At 65.4% G+C, this 24,728-nt stretch carries 20 protein-coding genes; 8 read left to right on the top strand and 12 right to left on the bottom strand.

Translation table 11 applies throughout. The features are described from left to right. Positions 1-177 precede the first annotated feature (177 nt). Positions 178-1,314, top strand: coding sequence for a GNAT family N-acetyltransferase (locus tag XI08_RS00865; RefSeq protein ID WP_271572943.1), 1,137 nt, complete (start codon positions 178-180; stop codon positions 1,312-1,314). 30 nt (positions 1,315-1,344) lie between these two features. On the opposite strand, the gene XI08_RS00870 is transcribed toward XI08_RS00865, so the two are convergent. After that, the gene (locus tag XI08_RS00870) at positions 1,345-2,568 is read right to left on the bottom strand and encodes an FAD-dependent oxidoreductase (RefSeq protein WP_271572944.1); all 1,224 of its coding nucleotides are present in this window, start codon (positions 2,566-2,568) and stop codon (positions 1,345-1,347) included. A gap of 432 nt (positions 2,569-3,000) precedes the next feature. Here XI08_RS00870 and XI08_RS00875 point away from each other — a divergent pair, with 432 nt between their 5' ends. Continuing rightward, positions 3,001-4,347 carry a lipopolysaccharide biosynthesis protein gene (locus XI08_RS00875; protein ID WP_271572945.1) on the top strand — a complete coding sequence of 449 codons (1,347 nt, stop codon included), beginning with the start codon at positions 3,001-3,003 and terminating at the stop codon, positions 4,345-4,347. Positions 4,348-4,454: 107 nt separating this feature from the next. On the opposite strand, the gene XI08_RS00880 is transcribed toward XI08_RS00875, so the two are convergent. Then, entirely contained in the window at positions 4,455-6,551 is a 2,097-nt protein-coding gene (locus tag XI08_RS00880; RefSeq protein WP_271572946.1) for a GumC family protein, read from the bottom strand. A 278-nt stretch (positions 6,552-6,829) separates the two neighbouring features. Between XI08_RS00880 and XI08_RS00885 the strand changes: the two genes are divergently transcribed. From XI08_RS00885 to XI08_RS00895, 3 genes are all read left to right on the top strand, one after another. Further along, positions 6,830-8,020, top strand: coding sequence for a glycosyltransferase family 4 protein (locus XI08_RS00885; RefSeq protein ID WP_271572947.1), 1,191 nt, complete (start codon positions 6,830-6,832; stop codon positions 8,018-8,020). A 29-nt stretch (positions 8,021-8,049) separates the two neighbouring features. After that, complete coding sequence (locus XI08_RS00890; RefSeq protein WP_271572948.1) at positions 8,050-9,585, top strand: glucosamine inositolphosphorylceramide transferase family protein; 1,536 nt, start codon at positions 8,050-8,052, stop codon at positions 9,583-9,585. Positions 9,586-9,708: 123 nt separating this feature from the next. Next, positions 9,709-10,569 (top strand): alpha/beta hydrolase, encoded by an 861-nt coding sequence (locus XI08_RS00895; protein WP_271572949.1) that lies wholly within the window; start codon positions 9,709-9,711, stop codon positions 10,567-10,569. A gap of 106 nt (positions 10,570-10,675) precedes the next feature. Here XI08_RS00895 and XI08_RS00900 read toward each other — a convergent pair whose 3' ends face one another. The 10 genes from XI08_RS00900 to XI08_RS00945 form a co-directional block, all read right to left on the bottom strand. Further along, entirely contained in the window at positions 10,676-11,026 is a 351-nt protein-coding gene (locus XI08_RS00900) for a Rieske (2Fe-2S) protein (protein ID WP_271572950.1), read from the bottom strand. Continuing rightward, positions 11,019-11,723 (bottom strand): ABC transporter ATP-binding protein, encoded by a 705-nt coding sequence (locus XI08_RS00905; protein WP_027548923.1) that lies wholly within the window; start codon positions 11,721-11,723, stop codon positions 11,019-11,021. The genes XI08_RS00900 and XI08_RS00905 overlap by 8 nt, the downstream gene beginning before the upstream one ends. Continuing rightward, on the bottom strand, positions 11,716-12,498 hold the full coding sequence (locus XI08_RS00910; protein WP_271572951.1) for an ABC transporter ATP-binding protein: 783 nt from the start codon (positions 12,496-12,498) through the stop codon (positions 11,716-11,718). Before XI08_RS00910 ends, XI08_RS00905 begins: the two co-directional genes overlap by 8 nt. Next, positions 12,498-13,544, bottom strand: a complete 1,047-nt coding sequence (locus tag XI08_RS00915; RefSeq protein ID WP_271572952.1) for a branched-chain amino acid ABC transporter permease — start codon at positions 13,542-13,544, stop codon at positions 12,498-12,500. Before XI08_RS00915 ends, XI08_RS00910 begins: the two co-directional genes overlap by 1 nt. Then, complete coding sequence (locus tag XI08_RS00920; RefSeq protein ID WP_271572953.1) at positions 13,541-14,413, bottom strand: branched-chain amino acid ABC transporter permease; 873 nt, start codon at positions 14,411-14,413, stop codon at positions 13,541-13,543. The genes XI08_RS00915 and XI08_RS00920 overlap by 4 nt, the downstream gene beginning before the upstream one ends. A 70-nt stretch (positions 14,414-14,483) precedes the next feature. After that, positions 14,484-15,638 (bottom strand): ABC transporter substrate-binding protein, encoded by a 1,155-nt coding sequence (locus XI08_RS00925; protein ID WP_135172767.1) that lies wholly within the window; start codon positions 15,636-15,638, stop codon positions 14,484-14,486. Between the two features lie 72 nt (positions 15,639-15,710). Beyond that, on the bottom strand, positions 15,711-16,910 hold the full coding sequence (locus XI08_RS00930) for a xanthine dehydrogenase family Fe-S subunit (RefSeq protein WP_271572954.1): 1,200 nt from the start codon (positions 16,908-16,910) through the stop codon (positions 15,711-15,713). Beyond that, entirely contained in the window at positions 16,907-17,740 is an 834-nt protein-coding gene (locus XI08_RS00935; protein WP_271572955.1) for an FAD binding domain-containing protein, read from the bottom strand. Before XI08_RS00935 ends, XI08_RS00930 begins: the two co-directional genes overlap by 4 nt. Further along, on the bottom strand, positions 17,737-20,127 hold the full coding sequence (locus tag XI08_RS00940) for a xanthine dehydrogenase family protein molybdopterin-binding subunit (protein WP_271572956.1): 2,391 nt from the start codon (positions 20,125-20,127) through the stop codon (positions 17,737-17,739). The genes XI08_RS00935 and XI08_RS00940 overlap by 4 nt, the downstream gene beginning before the upstream one ends. A 12-nt stretch (positions 20,128-20,139) precedes the next feature. Continuing rightward, positions 20,140-21,417, bottom strand: coding sequence for an amidohydrolase/deacetylase family metallohydrolase (locus tag XI08_RS00945; protein WP_271572957.1), 1,278 nt, complete (start codon positions 21,415-21,417; stop codon positions 20,140-20,142). Positions 21,418-21,576: 159 nt separating this feature from the next. On the opposite strand from XI08_RS00945, the gene XI08_RS00950 reads away from it, so the two are divergent. From XI08_RS00950 to XI08_RS00960, 3 genes are all read left to right on the top strand, one after another. Beyond that, positions 21,577-22,071: a MarR family winged helix-turn-helix transcriptional regulator gene (locus XI08_RS00950; protein ID WP_027548931.1), complete on the top strand. Its 495-nt coding sequence runs from the start codon at positions 21,577-21,579 to the stop codon at positions 22,069-22,071. Positions 22,072-22,359: 288 nt separating this feature from the next. Further along, positions 22,360-23,778 (top strand): cytosine permease, encoded by a 1,419-nt coding sequence (locus tag XI08_RS00955; RefSeq protein WP_271572958.1) that lies wholly within the window; start codon positions 22,360-22,362, stop codon positions 23,776-23,778. Between the two features lie 8 nt (positions 23,779-23,786). Then, entirely contained in the window at positions 23,787-24,725 is a 939-nt protein-coding gene (locus XI08_RS00960) for an acetamidase/formamidase family protein (protein ID WP_271572959.1), read from the top strand. Positions 24,726-24,728: the final 3 nt, after the last annotated feature.

Consider the following 24,728-nt stretch of genomic DNA (forward strand, 5'->3'; position numbering starts at 1 on the left):
GTCTCGACATCCGAGCCGTCGCGGCCGCGAAATCTTAAGACTTCGGTAACGATGCGAACCCGGCTTAGTCCGTTTAATGCAAATCGTACCACCTCGGTATCTCGACCGTCACTCCCCTGCTATAAGCCCTGAGCTCGATCGAGCACTCCCGAAATTATCCGGTTTCCCTGGTTACGCATGAACACGCCTGGCAACACGTTCGATATCGCCGACGAACCGGCATTCGACTTCCTGTCGCCGGACTATGCAGAGCTGTTCGATCACTCGGCTGCCACCGCGTTCCAGCATCCGCTTTGGCTGCATAGCCTCTACGGCAGGCTTGCGTCGCATGCGGGAGCAACGCCTCTTGTCGTCGTGGTTCGCTACCGCGCGACGGGCGCCCTTGCGATGGTGCTGCCCTTGCTGCGGATCCGGCGCGGCCCGATACGGGCCGTCGAATTCGCCGACCTGCGCGTCTCCGACTATCTGGCACCGGTTTGCAGCCCGATGGTCTTTTCCGAACTGCTCAGGGATGCGGATGCATGCGCCGAGATTCGCCGCCTCGTTCGCCCTTTCGACCTGCTCCGAATGACCAAGCTGCCGGACGGGCGGCTCCCGATCGAGAACCTTCTGGGTGCGCCCCGCCGCGTCGCGATGGACACCAATGCCTACGCAACGGTTCTCCTCGCCCCATTCGAGCAATGGCGGACCAGTGCGATGGAGCGCTCCTATCAGAAGGAGCTCGCAAAGAAGTATCGACAGCTCCAGAAGAAGGGCGCGCTGAGCTTCTCGTGCTGCGACGACAGCGCCGCCGTCCTCGAGGCGCTGGACGTGATGAGGAAGTTTCGCGGCCCGCGGTTCCAGTCGCAGGGCGACGGAGACCTGCTCCAGCGGCCCGAATATTACGACTTCTATTCCGACATTGCGGTCCGTGGTCTCGGCTCCCTTGCGCGGCTCTATGCCATGAAGATGGATGGCGAGGTGATCGCCGCCGTGCTCGGATTGCACCACCGCGACAGTTTCCTCGTCATCATGAGTGCCTTCGACATTGCCGGATACAAGAGCCAATCCCTCGGCGCGCTGATGTTCGAGCAGGTGGCGAAGGACTGCATCGAGCGCGGGGATCAGATGCTCGACTTCACCATTGGTGACGAGCCATACAAGAAATTGTTCGGCGGGCAGCCCTCGCCGATGTGGGCGGTCACGCACGCCGGCAGCACCACAGGCGCGATATCCCTGTTCGCACTGAAGCAGGCGCCCTGGCTCAAACTTGCCGCCAAGCGAATTTCGGAGTTCAGGCTCTCACCGACCCGCACCTCGACGCCGACGCGCTGACCGGCGCGAGGCGCCGGCGGATTGCAGTCCTCAGGCGCGCAGTGCGCTGCGGACATGCGCAAGCCAGCCCGGCCGCATCTGATCGACCCGATGCGTGATGCTGCGCCTCAGGAAGTGCAGCCGTCGCCGCACATCCCAGCCGATATCGTCGCGGGACGTCAGCGCCTGGCGGAAGCGCGCCATCTTCAGTGACTGCTGGTCCGCGGCGATCTTGTCGCGATCGGAATAGAACTCCGATATCTTCTCGATGCCCATGCCTTCGGTCGCGAGCCACCGCGGCGCATATTCGGTGCAGAGGCGCTCGACGTCCACCAGCAGGCGGGCTACGCCCGTTCCGGCAGCAGGACAGTTGGTCTGAAACGCATCGCCGATGAGCACGATTCCGGGCTGGAGGTGTCCTTCGACGACGGACAGGTCCATCACCCAGTTCCGGACCCGGTCCGTCACGCGAAAATCACCGAGGTAGGGCTGCAATCCCGGCAGCAGCCGCAGGACTGTCGCTTCCGTGTCGCGACGCAAATCGCGCATGACCGGATCGGCCGGGTCGCGGAACATGAAGAGATTGGCCCGCATGCCGGCGGGTACCGGAAACAGGCTGAGATAATCGACGCCGTCGGAGGTGCGCTCGCCGTAATAGGTCAGCGCCTTGAAATCGAACGGCGTGCCGTCCCGACGCGCGATCGTGAAGCCGAAGGAAACCGAGTGGCCTGCGGCCAGCACGCGCCGCCTGATGCCCAGCTTGTAGCCGAGAGCCCCCGCCATGCCCGTCGCCAGAACGACAAGACGCGCGTTCAGCCGCCGTCCGGAGGCGAGCTCGAGATGCTGAACGTCGTCGCTACAGGTCATTGCGGTGACCTCGTCGACGATCAGACTGGACGGATCGGGGATCTGGCCGCGCGCCATGGCAACGAGGCCGGCATAGGGAAGCCCGTAGGCCTGGCCGACGCTGACATCGACCACCTTGCCTTCCCTGACATTGAGCACGCGATCGTATGGACAGGCGACGCTCGCGAGGCTGTGGATGAAGCCCAGCCTGCGGAGCATCTCCAGCTGCTGGCCTCCGATCTTTTCGACCCGAAACTCGTCCGGATAGACCGCGCGCTTATCAACCAGCGCGACGCGATGCCCTGCGCGCGCAAGGACAGAAGCCGCGAGCGAACCCGCAAGGCCACCTCCGACAATCGCGATGTCCGCGAACGTCGTCGTGGTCGCAGCTGCGGCGATCGGCTCGGTCACGGTGCTATCCGCCGTCATGGTCCAGGCTCCCACGGTTAACGGTGGTTCCATGTGCAATTATCCCGCCTGATGTCGCATCGCAGGACCGAGCGCGATCATTTCCATCGATCGAGGTTAATGAACCGGAGACTCGATCGGCCGGATGATATCCCGGCACGCGTCTTGCTCAGGATGTTCGACAAGGGCCGGTCTTCGGCAATGCCACGGTGGAATGCATGGCTGCTTCGCGTCAGAGCGACATCACGTCGCTTTCGACAGAGCCGGCCTTCGCTCTATCCGGGACAGGCGGAACGAATGTGTCCCACCGTGACGCAGCGGGCGTTTCGCCGATATCGGCCGCGACCAAAAAGACTCCAGAGGCCCCCATTAACACTCGCGGTTTTTCACCATGCTAGGCTGTCACCGCTATCGTAACGCGTATCTCCAGGGGAAAGTCGTCCCGCAACGTCCATGATCGAATCCATCGTCCAGTTCCTGCGGCGCGACGTGACGCGCGGTGTTGTCGGGACCATCCTCCTCAAGGTTGGCAGCGGCGCGCTTGCGTTTGCGTTGTTCTCGCTGGCGGCGCGAACGATGTCGCCTGATGGATTCGGCATCTTTGCGACCTGGCTTTCGGTTGCCCAGATCGCAGCGGTCGTGGGGCTGGTCGGCCAGGAATCGCTCCTGGTGCGATTCCTGAACGAGTATCAGGTCGGAGACAGGCCCGACCTCATCAAAGGTGTCCTCCTGTCGAGCTTCAGGATGACCTCCGTCGCGATGCTGATCGCGATCGCCGCGGTCGCGTTGGCCGCGAGCTTGAAGGGCGACTGGTGGCTGCTGATCCTTGCTCTCTCGGCCTACACTGCGGTGAATGCCGGACTGATGCTCGGCAGCCAGATCGCCCGCTCGCTGGTCAGCATTCTCATGGGCGAAGGCAACCGCGAGCTCTTCTGGCGGGTCATCGTCGTCCTGTTTCTGCTTGCCATGTTGTTCGGCCATCGGCAGCTCGATCCCGCCGAGTTGTTCGCCGTGATGACGATCGCCATGTCGGTGGGCCTTGTCGCGCAGATAGTTGCGATTGCGCGCGCCCTGCCCGACTTGCGCAGCACAGCGGCAAGTTCCGAGACCTCACGCTGGAGATCGAGCGCGCTTCATTTCTGGGTCGCGTCCATCCTCGAAGCCGCCAACCAGTATTTCGACGTCATCCTGGTCTACTGGATGCTGGATCCGACGACCGCCGGAATCTATTTTGCCGCTTCGCGCCTGGCCAACATCTTCGCCATGGTCTCGGCAGCACTGTACAGTTTCGGGGCGCGCCGGCTTCCTTCGCTGTACTTCAGCAAGAACCACCAGGAGTTCGGGCGAACGTTGCAGCTCATGGCGGAAGTGACCGGGCTTTGCGTGGCCAGTGGACTTCTCCTGATCTGGATCGGCGGCCCCCAGCTTCTCAACCTGTTCGGGCCCCATTTCGCCGAACAGCACTGGGTCCTGATCGTGCTCGCGATCGGCACGGCTTTCCAGGCGGCGGGCGGTCCATCCGCGGCGATCCTGCAGCTGACCGGCCATGAGCGCGTCTATGTCCCCGTCGTCGCGGCGAACGTGGCGCTGCGGCTGGTCGGATTTCTGGTCCTGATTCCCTGGCTCGGCGTGCTTGGCGCAGCGATCTCGGCGACGGTGTCGCTGGCGCTCGCGACCATCGCGCTCAACATCCTGTGTCGCCGGCGAACCGGAGTCGATCCTTCAATTCTCGTGCTCTTGCGCTTCTCGGCATCGAAACGCGGCGCCTTCGCCGTTCGCGGCGCCGACTCCGGCGACTAGCCCTTCCCGTTCCGATGGAATCGGAACGGGGCTCTCGATTCTTGTTTTGACGCGTTTCCTTTACGCGAACCGGTATCCACTTCGCTCGAAAACGCTCTAGGCGCGGATCAACCGGCCAGGCCCAACACTTCGCCTCGACGGCGCGCCGCCGACGGATCGGCCGGGACGCGATTGATGACGAGCCCGGTCGGCACGCCGCCAAAGCGGGAGAGCGCAGCCATTGCCCTGCGCATTGCAGCGGAATCGACCGCGTCTTCGCAAGCGACCAGGACGACCAGATCGGCGTGAGCGGCCAGCGCCGCCGCCTCCGGCTGCAAGGCCAGCGAGGTGGCATGGACGACGATCAGATCGAACTCCGAGCGAATGTCGTCCGCGGGCGATGCCTCGGGCCGCTTGCCGGCGCCCAGAAGCGCATCGACGCTGCGAAAATCCGCCGTGGTCATGCCGTCCGACTGGCCCTTGGCAAGGCCAGCCCCGGCACCGCCGAGGTCCGGCTCGACCCGGATCAGGACGCTCAGCTTCCCCTTGTTCACCGCCCACCGGTTCAGCGACCGCGCGACGGTGTTGCCGCCGGCCCGCTTGCCGACCGACATCACGAGCGCGACCTTGCCCCGGGCTCCCGGCAATTTCTCCAGCCGGTCGAGCAGCGGGCGCAAATGGGGACCGAGATCGAGCTCAGCCGTCGCGGAGACCGGACCTTGCCAGATGTTCCTGGGCACATCGCTCGGCAGCAGGTCGGGAATGCGGGCCCACACGGGCGGGCGTGGCGACGACGCGGGGTGGCGTGGAGCCGGATCGGGAGCACGAACGTCTTCGGCAGCCTTGTCCGATCCGCGTCCGGTTGCCGCAACGACCGCCGTCGATGTCAGCAGCGAGCCGATCGCGAGCGCGGCGAGCAGCAAGGGCAGCGGCGGAAGCGTCGAGCGCAGCGGCGGAATGGCGGACGAAGCAATCTTGGTCTGGGAGCTCTGCAAGAGACGCTGCTCGTTCGTCGTCTTGGAGCGCGAGAGGAACTGTTCGTAGATGTTTCTGTTGGCCTCGGCGTCGCGCTGCAACTCCTGGAGCCGGACCAGGGCCTGACCGTCGACCAGGATCTGCGATTCAGCCGCCTTCATCTGGCCTTCGAGCGCCTTCTGCTGTTCGCGCTGGGCCTCGTATTCCGACTTTGCGGTGTCGATGCCCTTTGTCCGCTCGACCTCGATCTGCCTGTTGAGATCGTTCAGCTGACTGTAGGACATGACGAGGTCGGGATGGCGATCGCCGAACACCGCCCGCTTCTGCGCGATTTGATCATTGAGCGCCGACCGCTGCGCACGCAGCGCGCTCAGGAGATCCTGCTTGACGGGACCCTCGACATTCGCCTTCAGGTCGCGCTGAGCCTGCTCGTAGCGAGCCTTCGCCTCTTCAGTCCGGGCGCGCGCGGCGGCAACCTGCTGCGACAGCTCGGTCACGCGCAATTGCTGGGTCGTGGCATCCTTGCCCGCGTTGACGATCCTGTGCTCGAGCTTGAACGTGGCCACGGCGTCCTCCGACGCCCTCAGCCGGTCGTTCAACGTCTTCAGCCGCCCGCTGAGCCAATCGGCCGCATCGTCGGTCGCCTCGGTGCGGTTGCGCGTCTGACTAGCGACGAACGACTCCGCTATCGCGTTCGCATAATAGGCCGCCCGCTCCGGACGGTTCGAGCTGAAGCGGATGGCGATGACGTACGTGAGCCCGCGGCGGGAAATGTCGAGACGGTTGCGGAATCTCTCGAGCAGGCGCGCGGGGTCGGTATGTCCCCCGGAAATGTCCTCGTCGTCCTGAACCTTGAGCTGCTCGATCAGCGGCTTGAGAAAGCCGTCGGACTTCGCCACTTCGACCAGGCTCTGCAGCGCGGCGCTGTCCTGCCCTATGCCCGGCAGAACGTCCTGGTCCGCAGTCACGCGTTGCTCCCGGGGATCGACAACGACCAGCGCGGTCGCCGCAAATCGAACCGGGATCACCAGCAGAACGACGACGCCGAGGGCGAAGATCGCGAGAGCGAGCGTCAGGATGCGGCGAGCATTGTCCCGAATGAAGGAGAGCGCGCCTGCGGCAGTGAGCACACCGCCAAGACGTGTTGCGGCACTGTCAGTCTCACCGTTCGACGCATTTTGAGTCTGCCACGACGCGGAGACACCGGTCGATCCGGAACTTGTCGGGTCTGCGCGGCGACCGAACGTCATGGACTTTACTCGGATTCAACTGGCAAGCACTGTTCAGCGGCCTGCTCCACCGTAAATATCTATGGTTAATCCGCAGTTACCCGCCGCCACGCGAAGATGACCAATTGGTTAACGCGCGCGCCTCGCTCCGTGCGGAAACCGCCGTCATTCCGACGTGAATGATGCGGTCCCGGCGGCCAGCGCATTAACTCCGTTTATTGCTAGTCGGTGTCCGCCCGAGGCTCGCATGTTAGGTACGGCATCAAGAAGGTGAACGTTTGATTAGCAGGTCGGAATCCGTGCTGCATTACCAGCCAGGCGCAGAACTGGGCGAGGCACCGAGGCTGCCGTCGACAGCAGCAGCACTCGCAAGTCGGGGCAGCGGCGGACCAAAGCTGCACGTGCTTCTGGTCCAGACGCAGGCCGAGAATGCGGGCGCCCAGGAGATCTCCAGGCTGCTCGGCGCCGGCCTGACCGCGCGCGGCTATCGGGTCACCAATCTGTTCTTCTTCCGCAAGTCGGATTCCTTCGACGAGCCGCCCGATACGCTCTACTGCGCATCGAGCCGGCCGGGACATCCGCTGGCCCTGTTGCAAATGCTGCGGACGCTCGGCCATCACATCAGGACCACCAGGCCCGATGCCGTTCTGACCTTTCAGCATTTCGGCAACGTCATCGGCGCCGGCGTGTCTCGCCTCGTCTGCCGCGCACCCGTCATCGCCAATCAGGTGTCGTCCGCGCTGTCGATGAGCTGGCCGGTCCGCACGGCCGACATCGTCATGGGCAGCCTCGGCTTCTTCGATCGCATCACGCTGAACTCGCTGGACATGCAACGCGAATATTCGCGCTACCCCGCGGCCTACCGGTCGCGCATGGTGCATGTGCCACACGGCTTCGACGACAAGGCACTCACTCTGCCGAGGCAAGCTGCGCGAGAGAAGTTCAATCTGCCGACCGACCGCGTCCTGCTCGGCTGTGCCGCGAGGCTGCACCCGCACAAGCGGCTCGATGCGGCGATACGCCTCCTGCCAGATCAACCATCCTGGCACCTCGCATTGGCCGGCCAGGGAGTCGACGAGGCCCGGCTGAGGCGGCTGGCGGATGATTTGAACGTATCGGACAGATTGCATCTGCTCGGCGAAATCGCCCCGCGTCAGATGGCCGATTTTCTGGCCTGCCTCGACGTGTTCGTATTTCCGACACAGGCCGAGACCTTCGGCCTCGCCGCGGTCGAGGCCGCAAACGCCGGCGTTCCCTCCGTCGTCACCGATCTTCCCGTCCTGCGCGAGGTGCTGTCCTTCGAAGGAAAGCCGACAGCCCTGTTCGTCGATGCCTCCGATCATGCGAAGCTGTCGGCCGCCGTCTCGAAACTCCTGACCGACCAAACCCTGCGCGAGGAGCTGCAGCAAAACGCCAAAGGCCTGAAGTTGCGGTACTCGGTCGACGCCATGGTGGAGGAATACGTTCGAATTCTCGGCCAGGTCACGTGACCTGATCCGCTGGAATGGATTAGCTCGACATGATCATCGAGTTTCGCTGTGAACGTGAGCATGCGCGGCGGTGGATGCGCCGCGAGACGCTGTCGATCGACGGGCGGGACGTTCCGGTCCAAATTGCCTGGACGACGACGGCGGAGTCACGTCCCGCAGGTCTCGACGCGCTGTTCGCGCTCGAACGCGTGGTGTTGCACAAGGGCAAACCCAGCGGCGCCGAAAGGCTGAAGATCATTCCGGAGCGGACGCAGGCTCGCACTGGCACGGCCGACGTGATCGTCGATTTTACAGGCGGCGCGCGGGAACGGGACTGTTCGGCTCCGCTGTATCTGCGCCCGCTGTTCAACGGAAGGGCAGGGGAAAACGCCGCCCTCGCCGCCATTCTCGGCGGCGAGCTGCCGGTGATCGACATCGTCAACGAGATCGACGGCGCCGTGCTCGATCGCGGTCACCCGTCGGGAGAGATTGCGGCCGGCCTGAGCGGTGCGCTCGAAACGGTCATGGCGCGAACCCTGACCATGGTGGCGGCAATCCTGTCGGGACGGCCGCGCATCCTGCCGCAGCTAGCACGCCCCGCCGGCGATGCAACTCGCCGTGGACCGCTTGGCTATGTCGCGCGCGGCCTCGCCGCCTCGATCTCCAAGGAGATCTATCGTCTCTGCTGCTACGCCCCGCATTGGCATATCGGATGGCGCTTCAACGACGGCGCAGGTGTCTGGCAGACGGGAGATCTCTCCGGGCCTCGCTGGAACGTTCTGGGAGACCCCGGCAACCACTTCTACGCCGATCCCTTTCCCGTCACCTGGCGTGGACGAACGTTCGTCTTTTTTGAGGATCTCGATCACCGTGTCGGCAAGGGAATCATTTCGGCGATCGAGTTTGGTGACAGCGGGCCAGTCGGCGACGTCGTGCCCGTGCTGGAAGAGCCCTGGCACCTGTCCTATCCGTTCCTGATCGAGGACGATGGCGAGTTGTGGATGATCCCGGAGAGCTCGGTCAACGGGGACGTCGCCCTCTACAAATGCGTTCGGTTTCCGGACAAATGGGAGCGGCACACGACGCTGCTCTCGGGCCTCGAGCTCGCCGACGTGACGATCACGCGGCACAACGGCCTGAACTATCTGTTTGGCGCCTGGCGCGACGGAACCGGCGGCTATTCGGATTCGCTCGTGATCTATTACGCCGACCGCCTGCTCGGCCCCTGGCTGCCTCATGCCAGCAACCCGGTCCTGATCGATCGCGCGAGTACGCGACCGGCTGGGAATTTCGTCACCATCAACGACAGGCTGTGGCGACCGGTGCAGAATTGCGCTGACGGATACGGCGCGGCGCTTGGCCTCGCGGAAGTCGTCGAACTATCGCCGACGACGTTCAAGCAGATCGTCCGCCACTCGCTCAAGCCCGGACCGACATGGCCCGGCCGAAAGCTGCACACCCTGAACCGCTGCGGCCGGCTCGAGGTGATCGATGGATCGCGTGTTCAGCCGAAGACGAGTGCCTTTGCGCGTCAATTTCCATCGGCGGTTTTGCCGCCGCGGACCCGTCCATCCACGGCCTGCTGAAACAAGTTCCGCGAACGGCGCATCCCTCGTCTGAGCGCAAGCGATGTGCAATTCAAACGGGATTCGTGGCAGACAGGAGCGAGCGACGCCGATCATTGCCACGACCGGCCGCTCGGAGACTCCATGGTCAACAACACAAGCTCGACACATCGGCCGTTCGACCCTCGCAGCAAATGGGCCGAACTGTCCCAGGCGGAACGCAGCGCCGCCTATGACAACAATGCGGCGGTCAAGAACAGCCCTGCCCTGATCGCCGAGCGCAACGAAGCCTCCAGTCGGCTGCGCGGTACGCTGAAGTCTCATCTCGATTTGCCTTACGGCGAGCGGGCGAACAACAAGATCGATCTCTACCCCGCCGCAAAGCCCGATGCGCCCTGCCTGATGTTCGTGCACGGCGGCTACTGGCAGCGCAATTCCCGCGAGCTGTTCGCCATGCTCGTCGAAGGCGTCGCCGCACATGGCTGGTCGGTCGCCATTCCCGGCTATTCGCTGGCGCCCGAAGTGTCCCTGACCGACATCGTCGCCGAAATCCCGCGCGCGCTCGACTGGCTCGCCGCCCATGGTGAATCCTATGGCGTCGGCGGACCGGTCGTCCTGTCGGGCTGGTCAGCCGGCGCCCACCTCGTGGCGATGGCGCTGGACCATCCGCGCGTCCATGCCGGGCTTGCGATATCAGGTGTCTACGACCTGGCGCCGATCCGCGATACCGGCCTCAACAACGCGCTGAAGCTGACGGATGAGGAAATCGCCACGCTCTCGCCGCTTCGCCTGCCCGTGACGCCAAAGCGGCTCGATATCGCCTATGGCAGCAGCGAGTTGCCGGCCCTGGTGATGGATTCAATCAACTTCCATGAGAAGCGTACGGCCGCGCAGGCGCCCGGCAAGCTCATTCCGGTTGCCGGCGCCGACCATTTCACCATCCTCGAGGCGCTGCGTCGGCCGGACGGCGCTCTGGTCGACGCCGCCCGCCGGCTGCTGGACTAAAAAACGCGAAAACAACCCCATGCACAGTAGAGTGCCGTTGTTTGCAAAGGTAAATCCGCGCCGCGGATGGCTTTGACACGTCGGGCAAAACAGGGGCATGACGCGATCATCGCCCCGGTTGTCGTTCCTGCGCCGCGATCCAGACTTGCTCTCCCGTGACCTTGACCGGATAGAGCCGCAACGGTGGGCTCGGCCATCCCGAAGTAATCGTCCCGTCGCGCAAATCGAACGACGCCGCATGGCGCGGGCACTGCAGCCGGCCCGCCGCCACCTGCCCCAAGCCGAGATCCGCCTGTTCGTGCGGGCACGCGCGTTCGCACGCGATGACATCGCCCTCGTTCCAGATCACCAGCAGGTCGCGCCCGGCGACGCGGACGATCGTTTCTGCCTTCAGCCGGCCGAGATCACAGACCGGAATCCACGCCGGCTCGTCCGGACGGACCGCCGGATCATCCACCGAGATAGGCCTTCCGCACATGCTCGTTCTCGATCAGCTCAGAGCCGGCACCGGACAGAACGATGCGGCCGTTCTCGAGCAGATAGGCGTGGTCGCACATCTCCAGCGCAGCGAACGCGTTCTGCTCGACCAGCAGCACCGTGGTGCCGGCATCGCGGATGCCGCGGATGATCGCAAAGGTGCGCTCGACGATGTTGGGGGCAAGGCCGAGCGAGGGCTCGTCGAACATGATCAGCCGCGGCCGCGACATCAGCGCACGCCCGATCGCGAGCATCTGCTGCTCGCCACCGGACAGCGTGCCCGCTGCCTGCCGGCGCCGCTCGGCGAGCCGCGGAAATTCCGTGTAGATGCGATCGCGATCGGCCGCGATCTCGCCCGAACCACGACGGAGGTAAGCCCCCATGTCGAGATTTTCCTCGACGCTCATGTGCGGAAACACGCGCCGCCCTTCCGGACAATGCGCGATCCCGCTCGCCAGCACGCGCGGGGGCCTCGCCCCGGTGATGTCGATGCCCTCGAACCGCATTTGGCCTGCGCGCGGCGGCACAAGGCCGGAAATCGCGCGTAGCGTCGTGCTCTTGCCGGCGCCGTTGGCGCCGATCAGCGCCACCAATTGCCCGGCCTTCACGTCGAGCGAGATGCCGCGCAGCGCGGTGACGCCGCCATAGCCGCACACCATGTCGCGGATCTCAAGCACGCGCCGCTCCATGCCCGAGATAGGCCTCGATCACGGCAGGATCGTTGCGGATCACGTCCGGGGTCCCCTCGGCGATGATGCGGCCGTAGTTGAGCACCACGATGCGATCCGAGACCGTCATCACCATCGGCATGTCGTGCTCGACCAGCAGGATCGTGATGCCGCGATCGCGGATGCTGCGGATGAGCTCGACAAACCGGTGCGTCTCCGAGGCATTCATGCCCGAGACGGGTTCGTCGAGCAGCAGCATCGAGGGTTCCGCCGCGAGCGCCAGCGCGACGCCGACCAGGCGCTGCTCGCCGTAGGAGAGCGAGCCGGCCGCATCGTGGGCTCGGCGTTCGAGACCGACCCATTCGATCAGCTCGCTCGCCCGTTGTCGCAGCTTGCGCTCCGAGGCGCGCGCGCCCGGGAGGCCGAGGATGGCGTCAAGCAGCCGGACCCTGCCCTGACGGTGCAGTCCGATCAGGAGGTTGTCGTAGACGGTGTCGTTGGGAAACACGCTGGTGCGCTGGAAGGTGCGGATCAGGCCGAGGTCCGCGATCTCGTGCGGCTTCAATCCGGTAAGCGTCGTGCCCTGATAGGTGACGCGGCCCGCGCTCGGCGTCAGAAAGCCGGTCATGACGTTGAAGGCGGTGGTCTTGCCGGCGCCGTTCGGCCCGATCAGGCTGACGATCTCGCCTTCGCCCACGGTGAAGCTCATGTCGGAGATCGCGACGAGCCCGCCGAAGCGAACCGCGACCTGCTCGATCGTCATGGCAACGCTGCGCGCCGTCATCACGCCCGCTCCTTGACGGCTGTCTCGGCGAGGGCCACCGGCGCCAGCGCCGTTGTGCCGCTCCGACTCCTACGAAATCGCTGCGCGAGCGAGGGCACGATACCGCGCGGCAGTACGAACAGGATGGCGATCAGCACGCCGCCATAGGCGATCCACTGCGCCTCCGGCGCCATGACCGGACGCAGCGCGACCGGCAGCAGCCCGAAGATCAGGCCACCGACGACCGGACCGGCAAGCGAGCCCTTGCCGCCGCTGATGACCATGATGACCATGGTGACGGTGTTGATGAAGGCAAACACCTCCGGATCGATGATCCGGATGTAGTGGGCATAGAGGCTGCCGGCCGCGCCCGCGATCGCGGCCGAAATCACCGCCGCCAGCGTCAGCGTCTTCGTCACGTCGATGCCGACGGAGACGGCGAGCGTCTCATTCTCCATCAATCCGCGCATGGCGCGGCCGAAATGGGAACGAACGAGGCGCGCGATCAGCAGATAGGCGATGAGAGCCACGACCAGCACGAGATAGTAGTTCTGCAGCTTGGTGCGCAGCGTCTGTTCGCCAAAGCCGGGCAACGGCAGCCCAATGGAGGGAATGTTGGTCAGCGCCAGCGGACCTTGCGTCAGCTCGACCCAGTTCAGCGCGACCAGCCGCACGACCTCAGCGAAGGAGATGGTGACAATGACGAAATAGGCACCGCGGACGCGGAATGACAGCAGCCCGACGAAATAGCCGCACAATCCGGCGATGATGATCGCGAGCACGAATCCCACGATGGGCGGCCAGGGCGCGTGAACCAGACGAAAGCCTCCGGGCAGGCCGACGTCGAAGCCGAGCGACGTCAGCGCACTGACATAGGCGCCGATGCCGAAGAAGGCGATGTGACCGAGGCTGAGCTGGCCGGTGAAGCCGAGCAGAAGATTGAGGCTCATCGCGCCGATGACGAAGATTCCGGTCGTGATCAGCGCATTGAGGAGATAGGGATCGCGCAGCCAGAGCGGCACCGAGGCAAGGGCAGCAACGGCGAGAATGGTGAGGGCTATTCTCATCCGACGCGCTCCGCGCGGGCGAACAGGCCGGTCGGCTTGAAGATGAGAACCGCGATGATGATCACGAAGCCCATCGCATCGCGATAGCCAGATGAAACGTAGCCGGCGCCGAGTTCCTCGGCCAAAGCCAGGATGAAGCCGCCGATCACCGCGCCCGTGATGTTGCCGAGACCGCCGAGAATGACGATGGCGAAGGCCTTGACGGCGGCGAGATCGCCCATTTGCGGGAAGATCACGTAGACCGGTCCGAGCAGGGCTCCCGCTGCCGCGGCAAGGCTGGAGCCGATCGCGAAGGTCGAGGTGTAGATCATGTCGACATTGACGCCCATCAGCGAGGCCGTGTCGTGGTCCTGGAACGTTGCCCGCATCGCGCGGCCGAGGCTCGTCCTGTTGATCAGCAGGTACGTCACCAGGATCAGCAGTGCCGCGGCGGCAAGCACGAACAGCCGCAGCCAGGACACGGATACGGGTCCGAGCACCAGCGGCGCCTCGGGAAACGGCGTCGCCACCGATTTGGCGACGCCGCCCCAGATCCACAATGTGCCTGATTGCATCGCGATCCAGGCACCGATCATGACCAGCATCGTGATGTCGATGTCGGAGCCACGCAGGGGCCGCAGCAATGTCAGCTCGATAGCCGCCCCCAATAGCCACCCGGCCAGGACGGCGACGGGCAACGCCAGGAAGAAGTTCAGCCCGATCTGCTGCACCACGATGAACATGATGTAGGCGCCGAACGTGTAGAGCACGCCATGCGTGAAATTCACCACGTTCATGATGCCGAAGATCAACGTCAGCCCGATCCCGAGCAGCGCATAGGTGCCGCCGAGCACGAGCATGTTGACCAGATGCTGGAGAAACTCGCTCAAGGCTGTTCCCGTTTGATCCAGATGTCGGCGAGGGCCGCGATGTGCCGCCCTCGCCCAGGGCTGGTTGACGCTAGAGCGTCTTCATCTCGACCTTGCCGTCGTTGATCTCGATGAGATAGACGTTCGGCTGGCTCTGCCCGCTCTCCTTGCCCTCGGGGCCGGACTTGCGGAACACGATGTCGCCGTTGAGCCCCTTGATGTTGATGTCCCAGAACGCCGCCTTGATCGCAGCCGGCTCGGCCTTGCCCGCCTTCTCGATCGCGGCCGCCGCGGTGCGGATGCCGTCATAGCCGCGGAAACTCTCGGTGCAGCCGGCGAACTCGAAACCGCGCTTCTTCCATTCCGTGATGAAGTAGTTGGTCGCCTCAGGGTTCGGCGTCTTGTCCGGGAACCACGGCAGGAAGGTCGTCAGATGCATGGTGCCGTTGGCGGCGGCTCCCGCCTGGGCGATGATCTGGTCGGGATTCTGCGAGCCGCCGGTGGTGATGATGCGCTTCTTCAGGCCGAGCGCAGCGGCCTGTTTGAAGATCAGCGTCAGCTGGTCGACCGCGGTCGTGACGATGACGGTCTCGGAATCCGAGCTCTTGATCTTGGAGAGCTGGGCGCTCATGTCCTGCGCGCCCTGGTCCATGGTCTCGACCAGGCCGATCGTGATGCCCTTGTCCTTCATCATCTTGCTGAAGTCCTCGGCTGTGCCACGGCCCCAGTCGTTGTTGATGACGAGGAAGTCGACCTTCTTCAGGGCGAGCTTGTCCACGATACCTTTGAACGCCGCGGCCTCGACCGCCGAGGGCGGCGAGATGCGGAAGATGAAGGGATTGCCCGTCGTCGTGATCTTGCCCGAGGACGAGGTCTCCACCACCATCGGCGTCTCGTATTCCATCAGCTTCGGCATCACCGCGAGCGTCAGGCTCGAGCCCCAGGCCCCCATTAGGACCGGCACCTTGTCGCTGGTGATGAGCTTCTCGGCAACGGCGGCCGCTTCGGTCGGGTTGCTCTTGTTGTCCTCGATCACCAGCTCGATCTTCTTGCCCAGGATGCCGCCCTTGGCGTTGATCTCGTCGGCGGCGATCTTGGCGCCATTGACGACGTAGGTGCCGGACGCCGCGAACGCGCCGGTGAGCGGTTCGTTGACGCCGATCTTGATGGTCTGCGCCTGTACGGCGCCGCCGACCAGGGCCGTCGCCAGCGCGATTGTCCCAACCAGTCCGAGTGCTCGTGTCATGTTGTCTCTCCAAATCCCACGCTGTTGATGTCTAGCAGTCCAGGCTTCGTCACTCTGCGGCACGCGCGCCGGTCATTCCGCTCCACCTTTTCCGGTGAAGACGCGGCCAAGGATGCGCGCGAGCCGGGCGCGCAAAACGTCTGATGCAAGCGACCAGAAGCTGAGCTCCGCCGGGGCCGCCTGCGCCGACGGCGCGCCCGACATGTGGCGGTCGAGATTTGCCGCGAACTCCGCAACCAGGCGCCTGGCGAGATCCCGCACCAGGCCCGGCCGGCCGATCTGCGCCAGCATGCCCGTGAGCGTGTAGCCGATCGACAGTTCGACGGCGGTCGCCGTGCCGCCCTCGAGCGGGATCAGGCGATAACGGATTTCGCCCTGTGTCGCCGAATGGCTGCGCTGGTCGGTGCCGATGCCGATGATGCGGCCGGAGAGTGTCGCGGGATCGCGTTCGACGCGCGCGGCGCCCTCGAAGCTTGCTGCGATCGGCCCGAGCCTGACCCGGATCACGCCTCCGACGCGCTCGGGCCTTGGCGGCGCCGTCAGCGACACGCCGGGAAGGCAGGCTGCGATGCCGGCGATATCGTCGAACATCGCAAACACCTTTGCCGGCGGGTGCGGCAGCGTGAAGCGCTGATCGAGAATGGTCGCCGGGGTGAAGTCGGGAATGGTGCCTGCCGCGGCGCGGTCTGATGCCGCGGCCAACGCCTGCCGCGCAGGCTGAGGCTCGCTTCGATCTGACGTGGCTCGCCCCGATCCGGCGGGGCCGAGACTGGTCCGGCCGCCACCTGTCTGCGGCGCGATGTTGCGCGCGCGCCTCGCCTCGATCACGGACTGCACGGCCCGCACGATGCCGACATAGCCGGTGCAGCGGCAGAGATTGCCGCTCAGGCCGACGCGAATGCGCCGCTCGTCGGCGTCAGGCAGACGCAACACCAGATCTCGCGCCGAAACCAGCATGCCAGGCGTGCAATAGCCGCATTGAAGCGCATGCTCACGGGTGAAGGCGGCGCGCAGCTCGGTTGTGACCTCGTCCTCATCGAGGCCTTCGATCGTGGTGACGTCGGCGCCCTCGCAGGCCACCGCATAGGTGATGCAGGAGCGCGCCGGCACGCCATCGAGCAGCACGGTGCAGGCACCGCAGACGCCGTGCTCGCAGCCGAGATGCGTACCGGTCAGGTCGAGCTTGTCGCGCACGAAGTCGGCAAGGCTGGTGCGCGGCTCGGCCGACACCTCCACCGCGCGGCGATTGACATGAAGCGCGATCGTATTCATGCGGCGGCCTCCAGGACCGCGCGCTTCAACACGCTGACATGGATATGGCGCTGCGCGGCATCGTCGATGCCGGCCTTCATCAGAAGAGCATCAGCAACACGGGCGTCGAAACGCTGCTTGTAGTCGGCCGCAATCCGGCCACCGAACAGCTCCGCCGCATCGGTCACGACGATCGGCGCCGTGTCGATCGCGCCGATCACGACGCGGGCGGTGGCGGCGGGATCGACAAGGACCGCGCCGATGGCATGGGCGAACTCGCCGGTCTTGCGGCAGCTCTTGGCATAGCCCCAATGCGCGGAGGCCGCTCGGGCCGGCACATGGATCGCCTCGACGATTTCGCCGGCGTGCAGCGCCGATTCCAGCGCGCCGACGACGAAGGCCTCGATCGCCATCGTGCGCGCACCGGCAAGACTGCGCAGCGTGACGCGCGCACCCAAGGCCGCGAGCGCGGAAACCCAGTCCGCGGCGGGATCGGCATGGCTGAGCGAGCCGCCGATCGTGCCGCGGTTGCGCACGGCGCGATAGGCGATGTTAGCCGCGACGCCGCGCATGGCGCCGCGGGTCACGTCGGCCGTGCGCCCGTCCTCGATGTCGGCATGCGTCACCAGGGCCCCGAGCACCAGCTCGCCGCCGGAAAGCCCGGCCTGCTTGAGCTCGGCAAGGCCGGAGATGTCGACGATCAGCTCCGGCTGCACCAGCCGTAGATTGAGCATGGGCCCGAGCGACTGGCCGCCGGCGATGATCTTCGCAGATCCATTGCTTGCTGCCAGCATCGACAGCGCCGAATTGAGATCGCGCGGGCGCTCGTAACTGAACGGAGCCGGTTTCATGCCGCGCTCCGTTCGGCCGCGCGCGCGGCCAGCACGGCTGCGACGACACGATGCGGCGTGATCGGCGACTGCATCAGCTCGACACCGAGCGGGCGCAGCGCGTCGTTGACGGCGTTGGCGATCGCGGCCGGCGGCGCGATGGCACCGCCCTCGCCGATGCCCTTCACGCCGAACTGCGTGTAGGGCGACGGTGTCTCCATGTGATCGAGCCGCGCCGCCGGGACCTCGGTCGCACCGGGCAGCAGATAGTCGGCGAGCGTCGTCGCCAGCGGCTGGCCGGAGGCATCGAACGGCATTTCCTCGTAGAGCGCCGTGCCGATGCCCTGGGCGAGACCGCCATAGATCTGGCCGTCGACCACCATCGGGTTGACCAGCACCCCGCCGTCCTCGACGATGACATAGTCGAGGATCTCGACCTCGCCGACATCAGGGTCGACCGCGACGACGGCCGCATGCGCGGCGTAGCTGAAGGTCCCGCTGTCGCGCACGGGCTTGTAGCCCTGCGTCACTTCGAGCCCGCCGGGATCGACGTCGGCAGGCAGATCCTGCGGACGGCGATACCAGGTGTGGGCGATCGCCTTCAGGCTGACGCTGCCATTGACGCCGCGCACCTCGCCATTCTGCAACACGACCGAGGCCGGATCATGCTGCAACAATTTGGCGCCGATGCGCCTTGCACGCTCGCCGAGCTCGCGGCAGGCGGTGGCCACCGCACCGCCGGCCATGACCATCGAGCGCGAGCCCCAGGTGCCCGTCGAATAGGGCGTCATCGCGGTGTCGCCGAGGATGATGCGGATTTTTGCGACGTCTATCCCCAGCATTTCATGCGCGACCTGGGCGAGCGTCGTCTCCATGCCCTGCCCGTGCGAATGCACGCCGACGCGCAGCTCGAGGCCGCCGTCGGGCGTCAGCCGCGCCGATGCCTGCTCATGGCCCGGCACCATCGGGATGCCCCAGCCGGAATAGACCGAGGTGCCGTGCGCCGCCTGCTCGCAATAGATGGAGACGCCGACGCCGATGCGGCGGCCATCGGCCTCGTCCAGGCTTTGCTTGGCGCGAATGGCCTCGACATCGATGGAAGCGAGCGCGCGCCGCATCGCCTCCGGATAGTCGCCACTGTCAAAATGCTTCCTGGTAATGTTGTCGAACGGCATCTGCTCCGGCTGTACCAGATTGCGCAGCCGCACCTCGCCGGGCTCGAGCCCGACTTCGGCCGCCACCAGATCGAGCATCAACTCCAGCGCAAAGCAGACGCCGGTGCGCGCGACGCCGCGATACGGCAGGATCGGACATTTGTTGGTGGCAACGGAGAAAGTGCGGCAGCGATAGGCCGGCATCTTGTAGGGACCGGGCAAAATGCTTGCGACCTGCGCGGCTTCGAGACAGGCGGAGAACGGGTAGGACGAGTACGCGCCGGAATCCACGGTCGCCTCGCAATCGATGCCGCGCAACGTCCCGTCGCTGTTGGCATAGACCGTGATTTTGTAGTGGTGCTCGCGGCAATTGGAGCTGGCGACGAGATGCTCGCGGCGGTCCTCGGTCCAGCGCACGGGATGGCCGCAGCGCATCGTCAGCCAGGACAGGCAGACCTCTTCGGGCAGCAGGATGCCCTTGTGGCCGAAGCCGCCGCCGACATCGGGTGAAATCACGCGGATCTGGCCCTCTTCCATGCCGAAGCATTCGGCAAGGCCGCTGCGCGTGATATGCGGCATCTGGGCGGCTGAATGCAGCGTGAGCTGATCGAGTCTGGAATCGAAGGTCGCAACCACGCCGCGGCCTTCGAGCGGCGACATGCATTGCCGCGCGGTCGAGATCTCGCGCGTCACCTTGATCGGCGCGTCGAGTGCAGCTGATATGTCGACCTCGTAATTGGTCTCCAGGAAGACGTTGTCGCCCCAATGCTCGTGCACCAGCGCGGAAGCCGGCTCGCGCGCCTTCAGCATGTCGGTGATCGCGGGCAGCTCCTCCAGATCCAGCGTCACGGAGGCCGCGATGTCCTCCGCCTCGGCCCGCGTCGGCGCGAGACACATGGCGACGAGCTCGCCAACCTGGCGCACCTTGCCGGTGGCGAGCACCGGCTGCTCCGAGATCTTGAAACCCGGAAGTCCTGAAACCGCGCGGATCGGTTTGACGCCGACAAGGTCCGCCTCTGTGAAGACGCTGCCACGATGACGCTCGGGCACGTGGATGCCGCGGATGCGCGCATGCGCCAGCGGGCTGCGCACGAAGGCGACGTCCTGAAGACCCGCAAGCCTGATGTCGCCGACGAACTGGCCGCGGCCGCGCATCAGGCGGTCGTCCTCCTTCCGCGGCAGCCGTGCGCCGACGCCCTGCCCGGATCTGCCTGAAGGAAACTCTCGCTCGTTGCGCACGCCGGCGTTCTCCATCACCGCGCGGCCTTACGCCGCGACGGCCTGCGGCAGGATCGGCGCGACCGCGTCGAAGCGCGTGCCGGCGCGCAGGCAGAAGGCCGGCTGAAGCAGGCGCTCGGCGATCACCTCGTTCTTCTCGTTATCCTTGAGCACGAAGCGGCCGTTCTTCTCCGCGAGCACGGAGACGTCGGCGTCCATGCCGACCTTGAGCGCGCCGATCTCCTCGCTGCGGCCGAGCATTTTTGCGGGATTGGCGGTGACCATCGGCACCACCTGCTCCAGCGACAGGCCGAGCGCCATCATCGAGCTCATCGCCTGGACCAGGCTGAACTTGGCCTGCCCCGCGAAGGGATGGTTCTCCTCGTCCTCGTGCTGGTCGGGCGTCCCGGCCGGCGCGGGCACATGGGTATTGTAGCCGTGAATGTCGGCGCCGAGCGTGGTCGGAATGATGCCGGCGGCGATCGCCTTCTTCGCGAGCCGGTACGAGAAATGACTGCCGTGGCCGACATCGACCTTCAGGCCGCGATCGAGCGCCGCCTGGATCACCGGATGCACTTCGCCCTCGCGGTTGACGAAGCCGCCGGGGTGGCGCGTGAACGGATGGGCGAGAACGTCGCCCTCGCGCAAGAGCGGGATCACGCGCGTGAGGATCGTATCGGCATCCTCGCCATTGGCGCCGCTCTCGGGCAGGCCCCAGAGCTGGCCGAAATGCACATACACCGGCAGATCGGCGCGCCTGCCGATCTCCGCCGCCATCTCGATGACGCGGATGCCCCAGCGCGCAAAACCGCCGATCTCGGCATGGGCCTTGATGCCGCGCACGATGTCGAGATTGGCCGTCGCCGCCTTGACGGTCGCGTCGATGTCGACGCCGTCGGGGCTGTAGAGCTGCGGATAATAATGTCCCTCGAGTCCGCCGACGAGATAGGCGGACAGGAAGGCATAGACGCGCGTATGGGACGGCTCGGCGATGAAATGACGAAAGCCCGGCAGCGTCATGCAGGACGGACCGCCCTGGTCGATCACCGTCGTCACGCCCGACTGCACGCCGACCATGTCGGGGTTCATGCCGAAGCGGCCGGAGACATATTGATAGACATGCGCATGGGTGTCGATCAGCCCGGGCAGCACGAGCTTGCCGCCGACATCGACGACCTCCTTCGCACTCGTCGGCAGGATGTCCGGCGCGACCGCCGCGATCTTGCCGTTGCGGATGGCGACGTCCCTGATGCCGTCCACGCCCGAGGCCGGGCAGATCACGCGACCGCCGCGCAGCAGAAGGTCGAAGCTGGCAGTGATGGACATGGCGCTCTCCTCTCCTCACGGCGGCGATTGCTTCGCCCCTGAAAATACGAAGCATGCTTCGCATTTTGACAAAAGCAAGCTTCGTGCCATGATCTGACGGTGGCGGGCGCACTCGAATCGAGCTAAGCGCGGCGGGGTTCCAGCTTGGGAGAGCGTGCATTGCGGCAAGGGAAGACGCGTCGCAGCGGGGGCAAGCACCGCCCCTGGCCATTGTCGCAACGTCCCGGCTATCTGATCCGGCGGCTGCACCAGATTCATGTCGCGCTGTTTCAGGAAGCCTGCGGCGCGTTCGAGGTCACGCCGCTGCAATACAGCCTGCTCTCGGCGCTGGCGGTGCGCGAAACCGCCGATCAGACCACTTTGGCGGCCGATATCGCCCTCGATCGAACGACGACGACCGGCGCGTTGAAGCGGCTCGCCGCACGAGGTCTGGTCGAGCGCGCCATCAACAAGGACGATCGCCGCGCGCGATTGTGCCGCCTGACGCCTGCCGGCGCCGCCCTGCTGGTCAAGATCGAGGGCGCGGCGCGACGGGCGCACCGCGCGACGCTCGGCGATTTGAGCGAGCGGGAACAGGCGCTCTTCATCGAAATGATGCAGCGCATCGTGGCCGGCAATCCCAGCCGCGACAGCGCCGCTGCCCTATTCGACTAGAAGCGGCTGCTGCACTTTTGAGTTGGGCTGCCCAATTTATCATCGTACCGCTGCTCGCGCGCGCAAGACCCTGAGGCTCCGCGCCGGTCGCCGGGTTGCAAACAGGTGGCTCGACATGAGCCGATACAAGCCTGCGCGTGACGTCGATCGCATTTGAAATTTCAACAGCAATCCGGCGCGAACCACATTGCATCCGGCATCGGCGCACGCCCTGCTCCGGCGGCTGTGCGACCAATGGCACGATTTATGCTGCGACGATGCGCAGCGTGCTTCGTATTGGGGGATGTCATGACGGATTCCGAACTTCGCGCTGATATTCACAGCATCGAGCCAATTCCCGATGGGGACCGGGACTCGACCGGACCGCAGCAGATGTGGATCTGGGCCGGCGCCAACATCGCGCCGGTCAACTGGGCGCTCGGCGCGCTCGGCATCATCCTGAAGCTCGGACTGATGGAGACGATCGCGGTCATCGTGCTCGGGAACATCGTCGGTTGCGCGATCTTCGCCACCTTCACGGTGATGGGGCACAAGACCGGCGTCAACCAGATGGTATTGAGCCGGTCCGCGTTCGGCGTCCGCGGCGCCTACCTGCCCAGCATCCTGATGTTCGTGATGACGCTGGGCTGGATCGGCGTGAACACCTACTTCCCGGTGAAGGTTTCGATCGGCATTCTCGGCCAGTTCGGCGTGCCCGACACCTGGCTGATCGAGATCGTCATCATCACCCTGGTGATGGCGGCGCAGGTCCTGATCGGCGTCTACGGGTTCTACGCGATCCGCACCTTCGAGAAATACACGGTGCCGCCCACCATCGCCGTCATGGTGCTGATGAGCATTCTGGCCTGGACGCGCCCCGGTGTCGTCAACTGGAGCCTCACGACGTCGCTGCCGCCTGGCGCGCATCTGGCGATGCTGACCCTGCTCATGACCGCGATCGGCGTCGGCTGGGGCATTTCCTGGGTCACCTGGGCCTCCGACTATTCGCGCTTCGTGCCGCGAAGCGTGTCGTCGAAATCCGTGTTCTGGTACAGCTATGTCGGCATGTTCGTGCCGACGGTCTGGCTCGGCATTCTCGGCGCGACCATCGCCTCGACGACGCTGGACACCGATCCCGCAAAGATGGTCAGTGCGGTGTTCGGCGGACCGGTCAGCATCCTCGTCCTGCTGATGGTGCTGCATGGCCCGATCGCGACCAACATCCTCAACGTCTACTCGGCGACACTGGCGGCGCTGAGCGCGGGGCTGAAGTTCTCACGCTTCTGGCTCACCGTCATCGTCGGCGTCGCCGGCTATCTGGTGACGCTGTACTTCATCTTCGCGCCGTCCTTTGCGAAGGCGTTCGACAACTGGATGATCAGCCTGTTGTTGTGGATGAGCCCGTGGGCCGGCGTGGTGCTTGCGGATTTCTTCATCAAGCGAAAGGGCAAGATCGACGTCGCCGAGCTCTACCGCTCGCCGGAGACCAGCGCCTATGGCGACATCAACTGGGCCGGCATGATCGCGTTCTTCGCCGGTCTCGTCGCCGGATGGCTGGTGGAGGACGGCCTCGTCGGCGCGCTCCAGGGGCCGGTCTCGATCAACCTCCTGGGCGGGGCCGACCTGAGCTGGCTGTTCGGAATCGGGGTCTCGGGGCTGGTCTATCTGGCGCTGGGCAAGCACGTCACGTCGCCCTCCTCGATCGTTGCGAGCAGCGCGGGAAGGTAGCCGAGATCATGGACTTCGTCCTGCGATCCACCCCCGGAAACGTCCAGTGGGGACTCTGGGACGGACGTCTGAAGCCGGTGCTCCGGATCGCATCCGGAGACCGCGTCACCATCGAGACCCTGTCGGGCGAGCCGGACGATCTGCCCGATCCGTCGCTCGGCTTCGACAGCGTGCCCGGACATGCGGAAGTGCTGGCAAGCGCGTTCCGCGGTCCGGGCCCGCACCTTCTCACCGGACCTGTCCACATCGAGGGCGCCGAGCCTGGCGACGTCCTCGAAGTGCGCGTGCTGAACATCGAGCTGCGCTGCAATTGGGGCTGGAATCTCCAGGTCCCGACGCTCGGCACGCTGCCTGAGGATTTTCCGGAGTTCCGCCGCATCCACATTCCGCTGGACCGCGTGCGCAACGTCGCAAAACTCCCTTGGGGACAGGAGCTGCCGCTCTCCCCCTTCTTCGGCAATTTCGGCGTCGCGCCACCGCCCGCCTGGGGCCGGCTGTCCTCGAAGGAGCCACGCGCGTTCGGCGGCAACATGGACAACAAGGAGCTCGGCGCCGGCAGCACACTCTATTTTCCGGTCTTCGTGCCGGGCGCGCTGTTCTCCGCCGGCGACGGCCACGCGCTCCAGGGCGATGGCGAAGTCTGCCTGACCGCGATCGAGGCGGCGCTCACCGGCACCTTCGAATTCCACGTCCGCCGCGATCTTCGCCTCGCCTCGCCGCGCGCCGAGACGGCGTCCGACTGGATCACCATGGGCTTTGACGAGGATCTCGACGACGCCGCCAAGGCCGCGCTGCGCGACATGATCGCGCTGATCCGCGAGCGCAGCGGCCTCAGCGCCCAGGATGCCTATACGCTCTGCTCGATCGCCGCAGACCTGCGCGTCACGCAGCTGGTCGACGGCAACAAGGGCATTCACTGCGTGCTGGCGAAATCACGCATGCCGTGACCG

This window comes from Bradyrhizobium sp. CCBAU 11361 (assembly GCF_028128935.1).
GTDB classification, from domain to species: domain Bacteria; phylum Pseudomonadota; class Alphaproteobacteria; order Rhizobiales; family Xanthobacteraceae; genus Bradyrhizobium; species Bradyrhizobium niftali.

Coding starts and splice junctions, on each gene's coding strand:
- XI08_RS00955 (WP_271572958.1), top strand. CDS start 22,360: ATGACGGATTCCGAACTTCGCGCTGATATTCACAGCATCGAGCCAATT.
- XI08_RS00935 (WP_271572955.1), bottom strand. CDS start 17,740: ATGAAACCGGCTCCGTTCAGTTACGAGCGCCCGCGCGATCTCAATTCG.
- XI08_RS00910 (WP_271572951.1), bottom strand. CDS start 12,498: ATGACGGCGCGCAGCGTTGCCATGACGATCGAGCAGGTCGCGGTTCGC.
- XI08_RS00890 (WP_271572948.1), top strand. CDS start 8,050: ATGATCATCGAGTTTCGCTGTGAACGTGAGCATGCGCGGCGGTGGATG.
- XI08_RS00870 (WP_271572944.1), bottom strand. CDS start 2,568: ATGACGGCGGATAGCACCGTGACCGAGCCGATCGCCGCAGCTGCGACC.
- XI08_RS00960 (WP_271572959.1), top strand. CDS start 23,787: ATGGACTTCGTCCTGCGATCCACCCCCGGAAACGTCCAGTGGGGACTC.
- XI08_RS00925 (WP_135172767.1), bottom strand. CDS start 15,638: ATGACACGAGCACTCGGACTGGTTGGGACAATCGCGCTGGCGACGGCC.
- XI08_RS00865 (WP_271572943.1), top strand. CDS start 178: ATGAACACGCCTGGCAACACGTTCGATATCGCCGACGAACCGGCATTC.
- XI08_RS00895 (WP_271572949.1), top strand. CDS start 9,709: ATGGTCAACAACACAAGCTCGACACATCGGCCGTTCGACCCTCGCAGC.
- XI08_RS00930 (WP_271572954.1), bottom strand. CDS start 16,910: ATGAATACGATCGCGCTTCATGTCAATCGCCGCGCGGTGGAGGTGTCG.
- XI08_RS00915 (WP_271572952.1), bottom strand. CDS start 13,544: ATGAGAATAGCCCTCACCATTCTCGCCGTTGCTGCCCTTGCCTCGGTG.
- XI08_RS00875 (WP_271572945.1), top strand. CDS start 3,001: ATGATCGAATCCATCGTCCAGTTCCTGCGGCGCGACGTGACGCGCGGT.
- XI08_RS00880 (WP_271572946.1), bottom strand. CDS start 6,551: ATGACGTTCGGTCGCCGCGCAGACCCGACAAGTTCCGGATCGACCGGT.
- XI08_RS00945 (WP_271572957.1), bottom strand. CDS start 21,417: ATGTCCATCACTGCCAGCTTCGACCTTCTGCTGCGCGGCGGTCGCGTG.
- XI08_RS00940 (WP_271572956.1), bottom strand. CDS start 20,127: ATGGAGAACGCCGGCGTGCGCAACGAGCGAGAGTTTCCTTCAGGCAGA.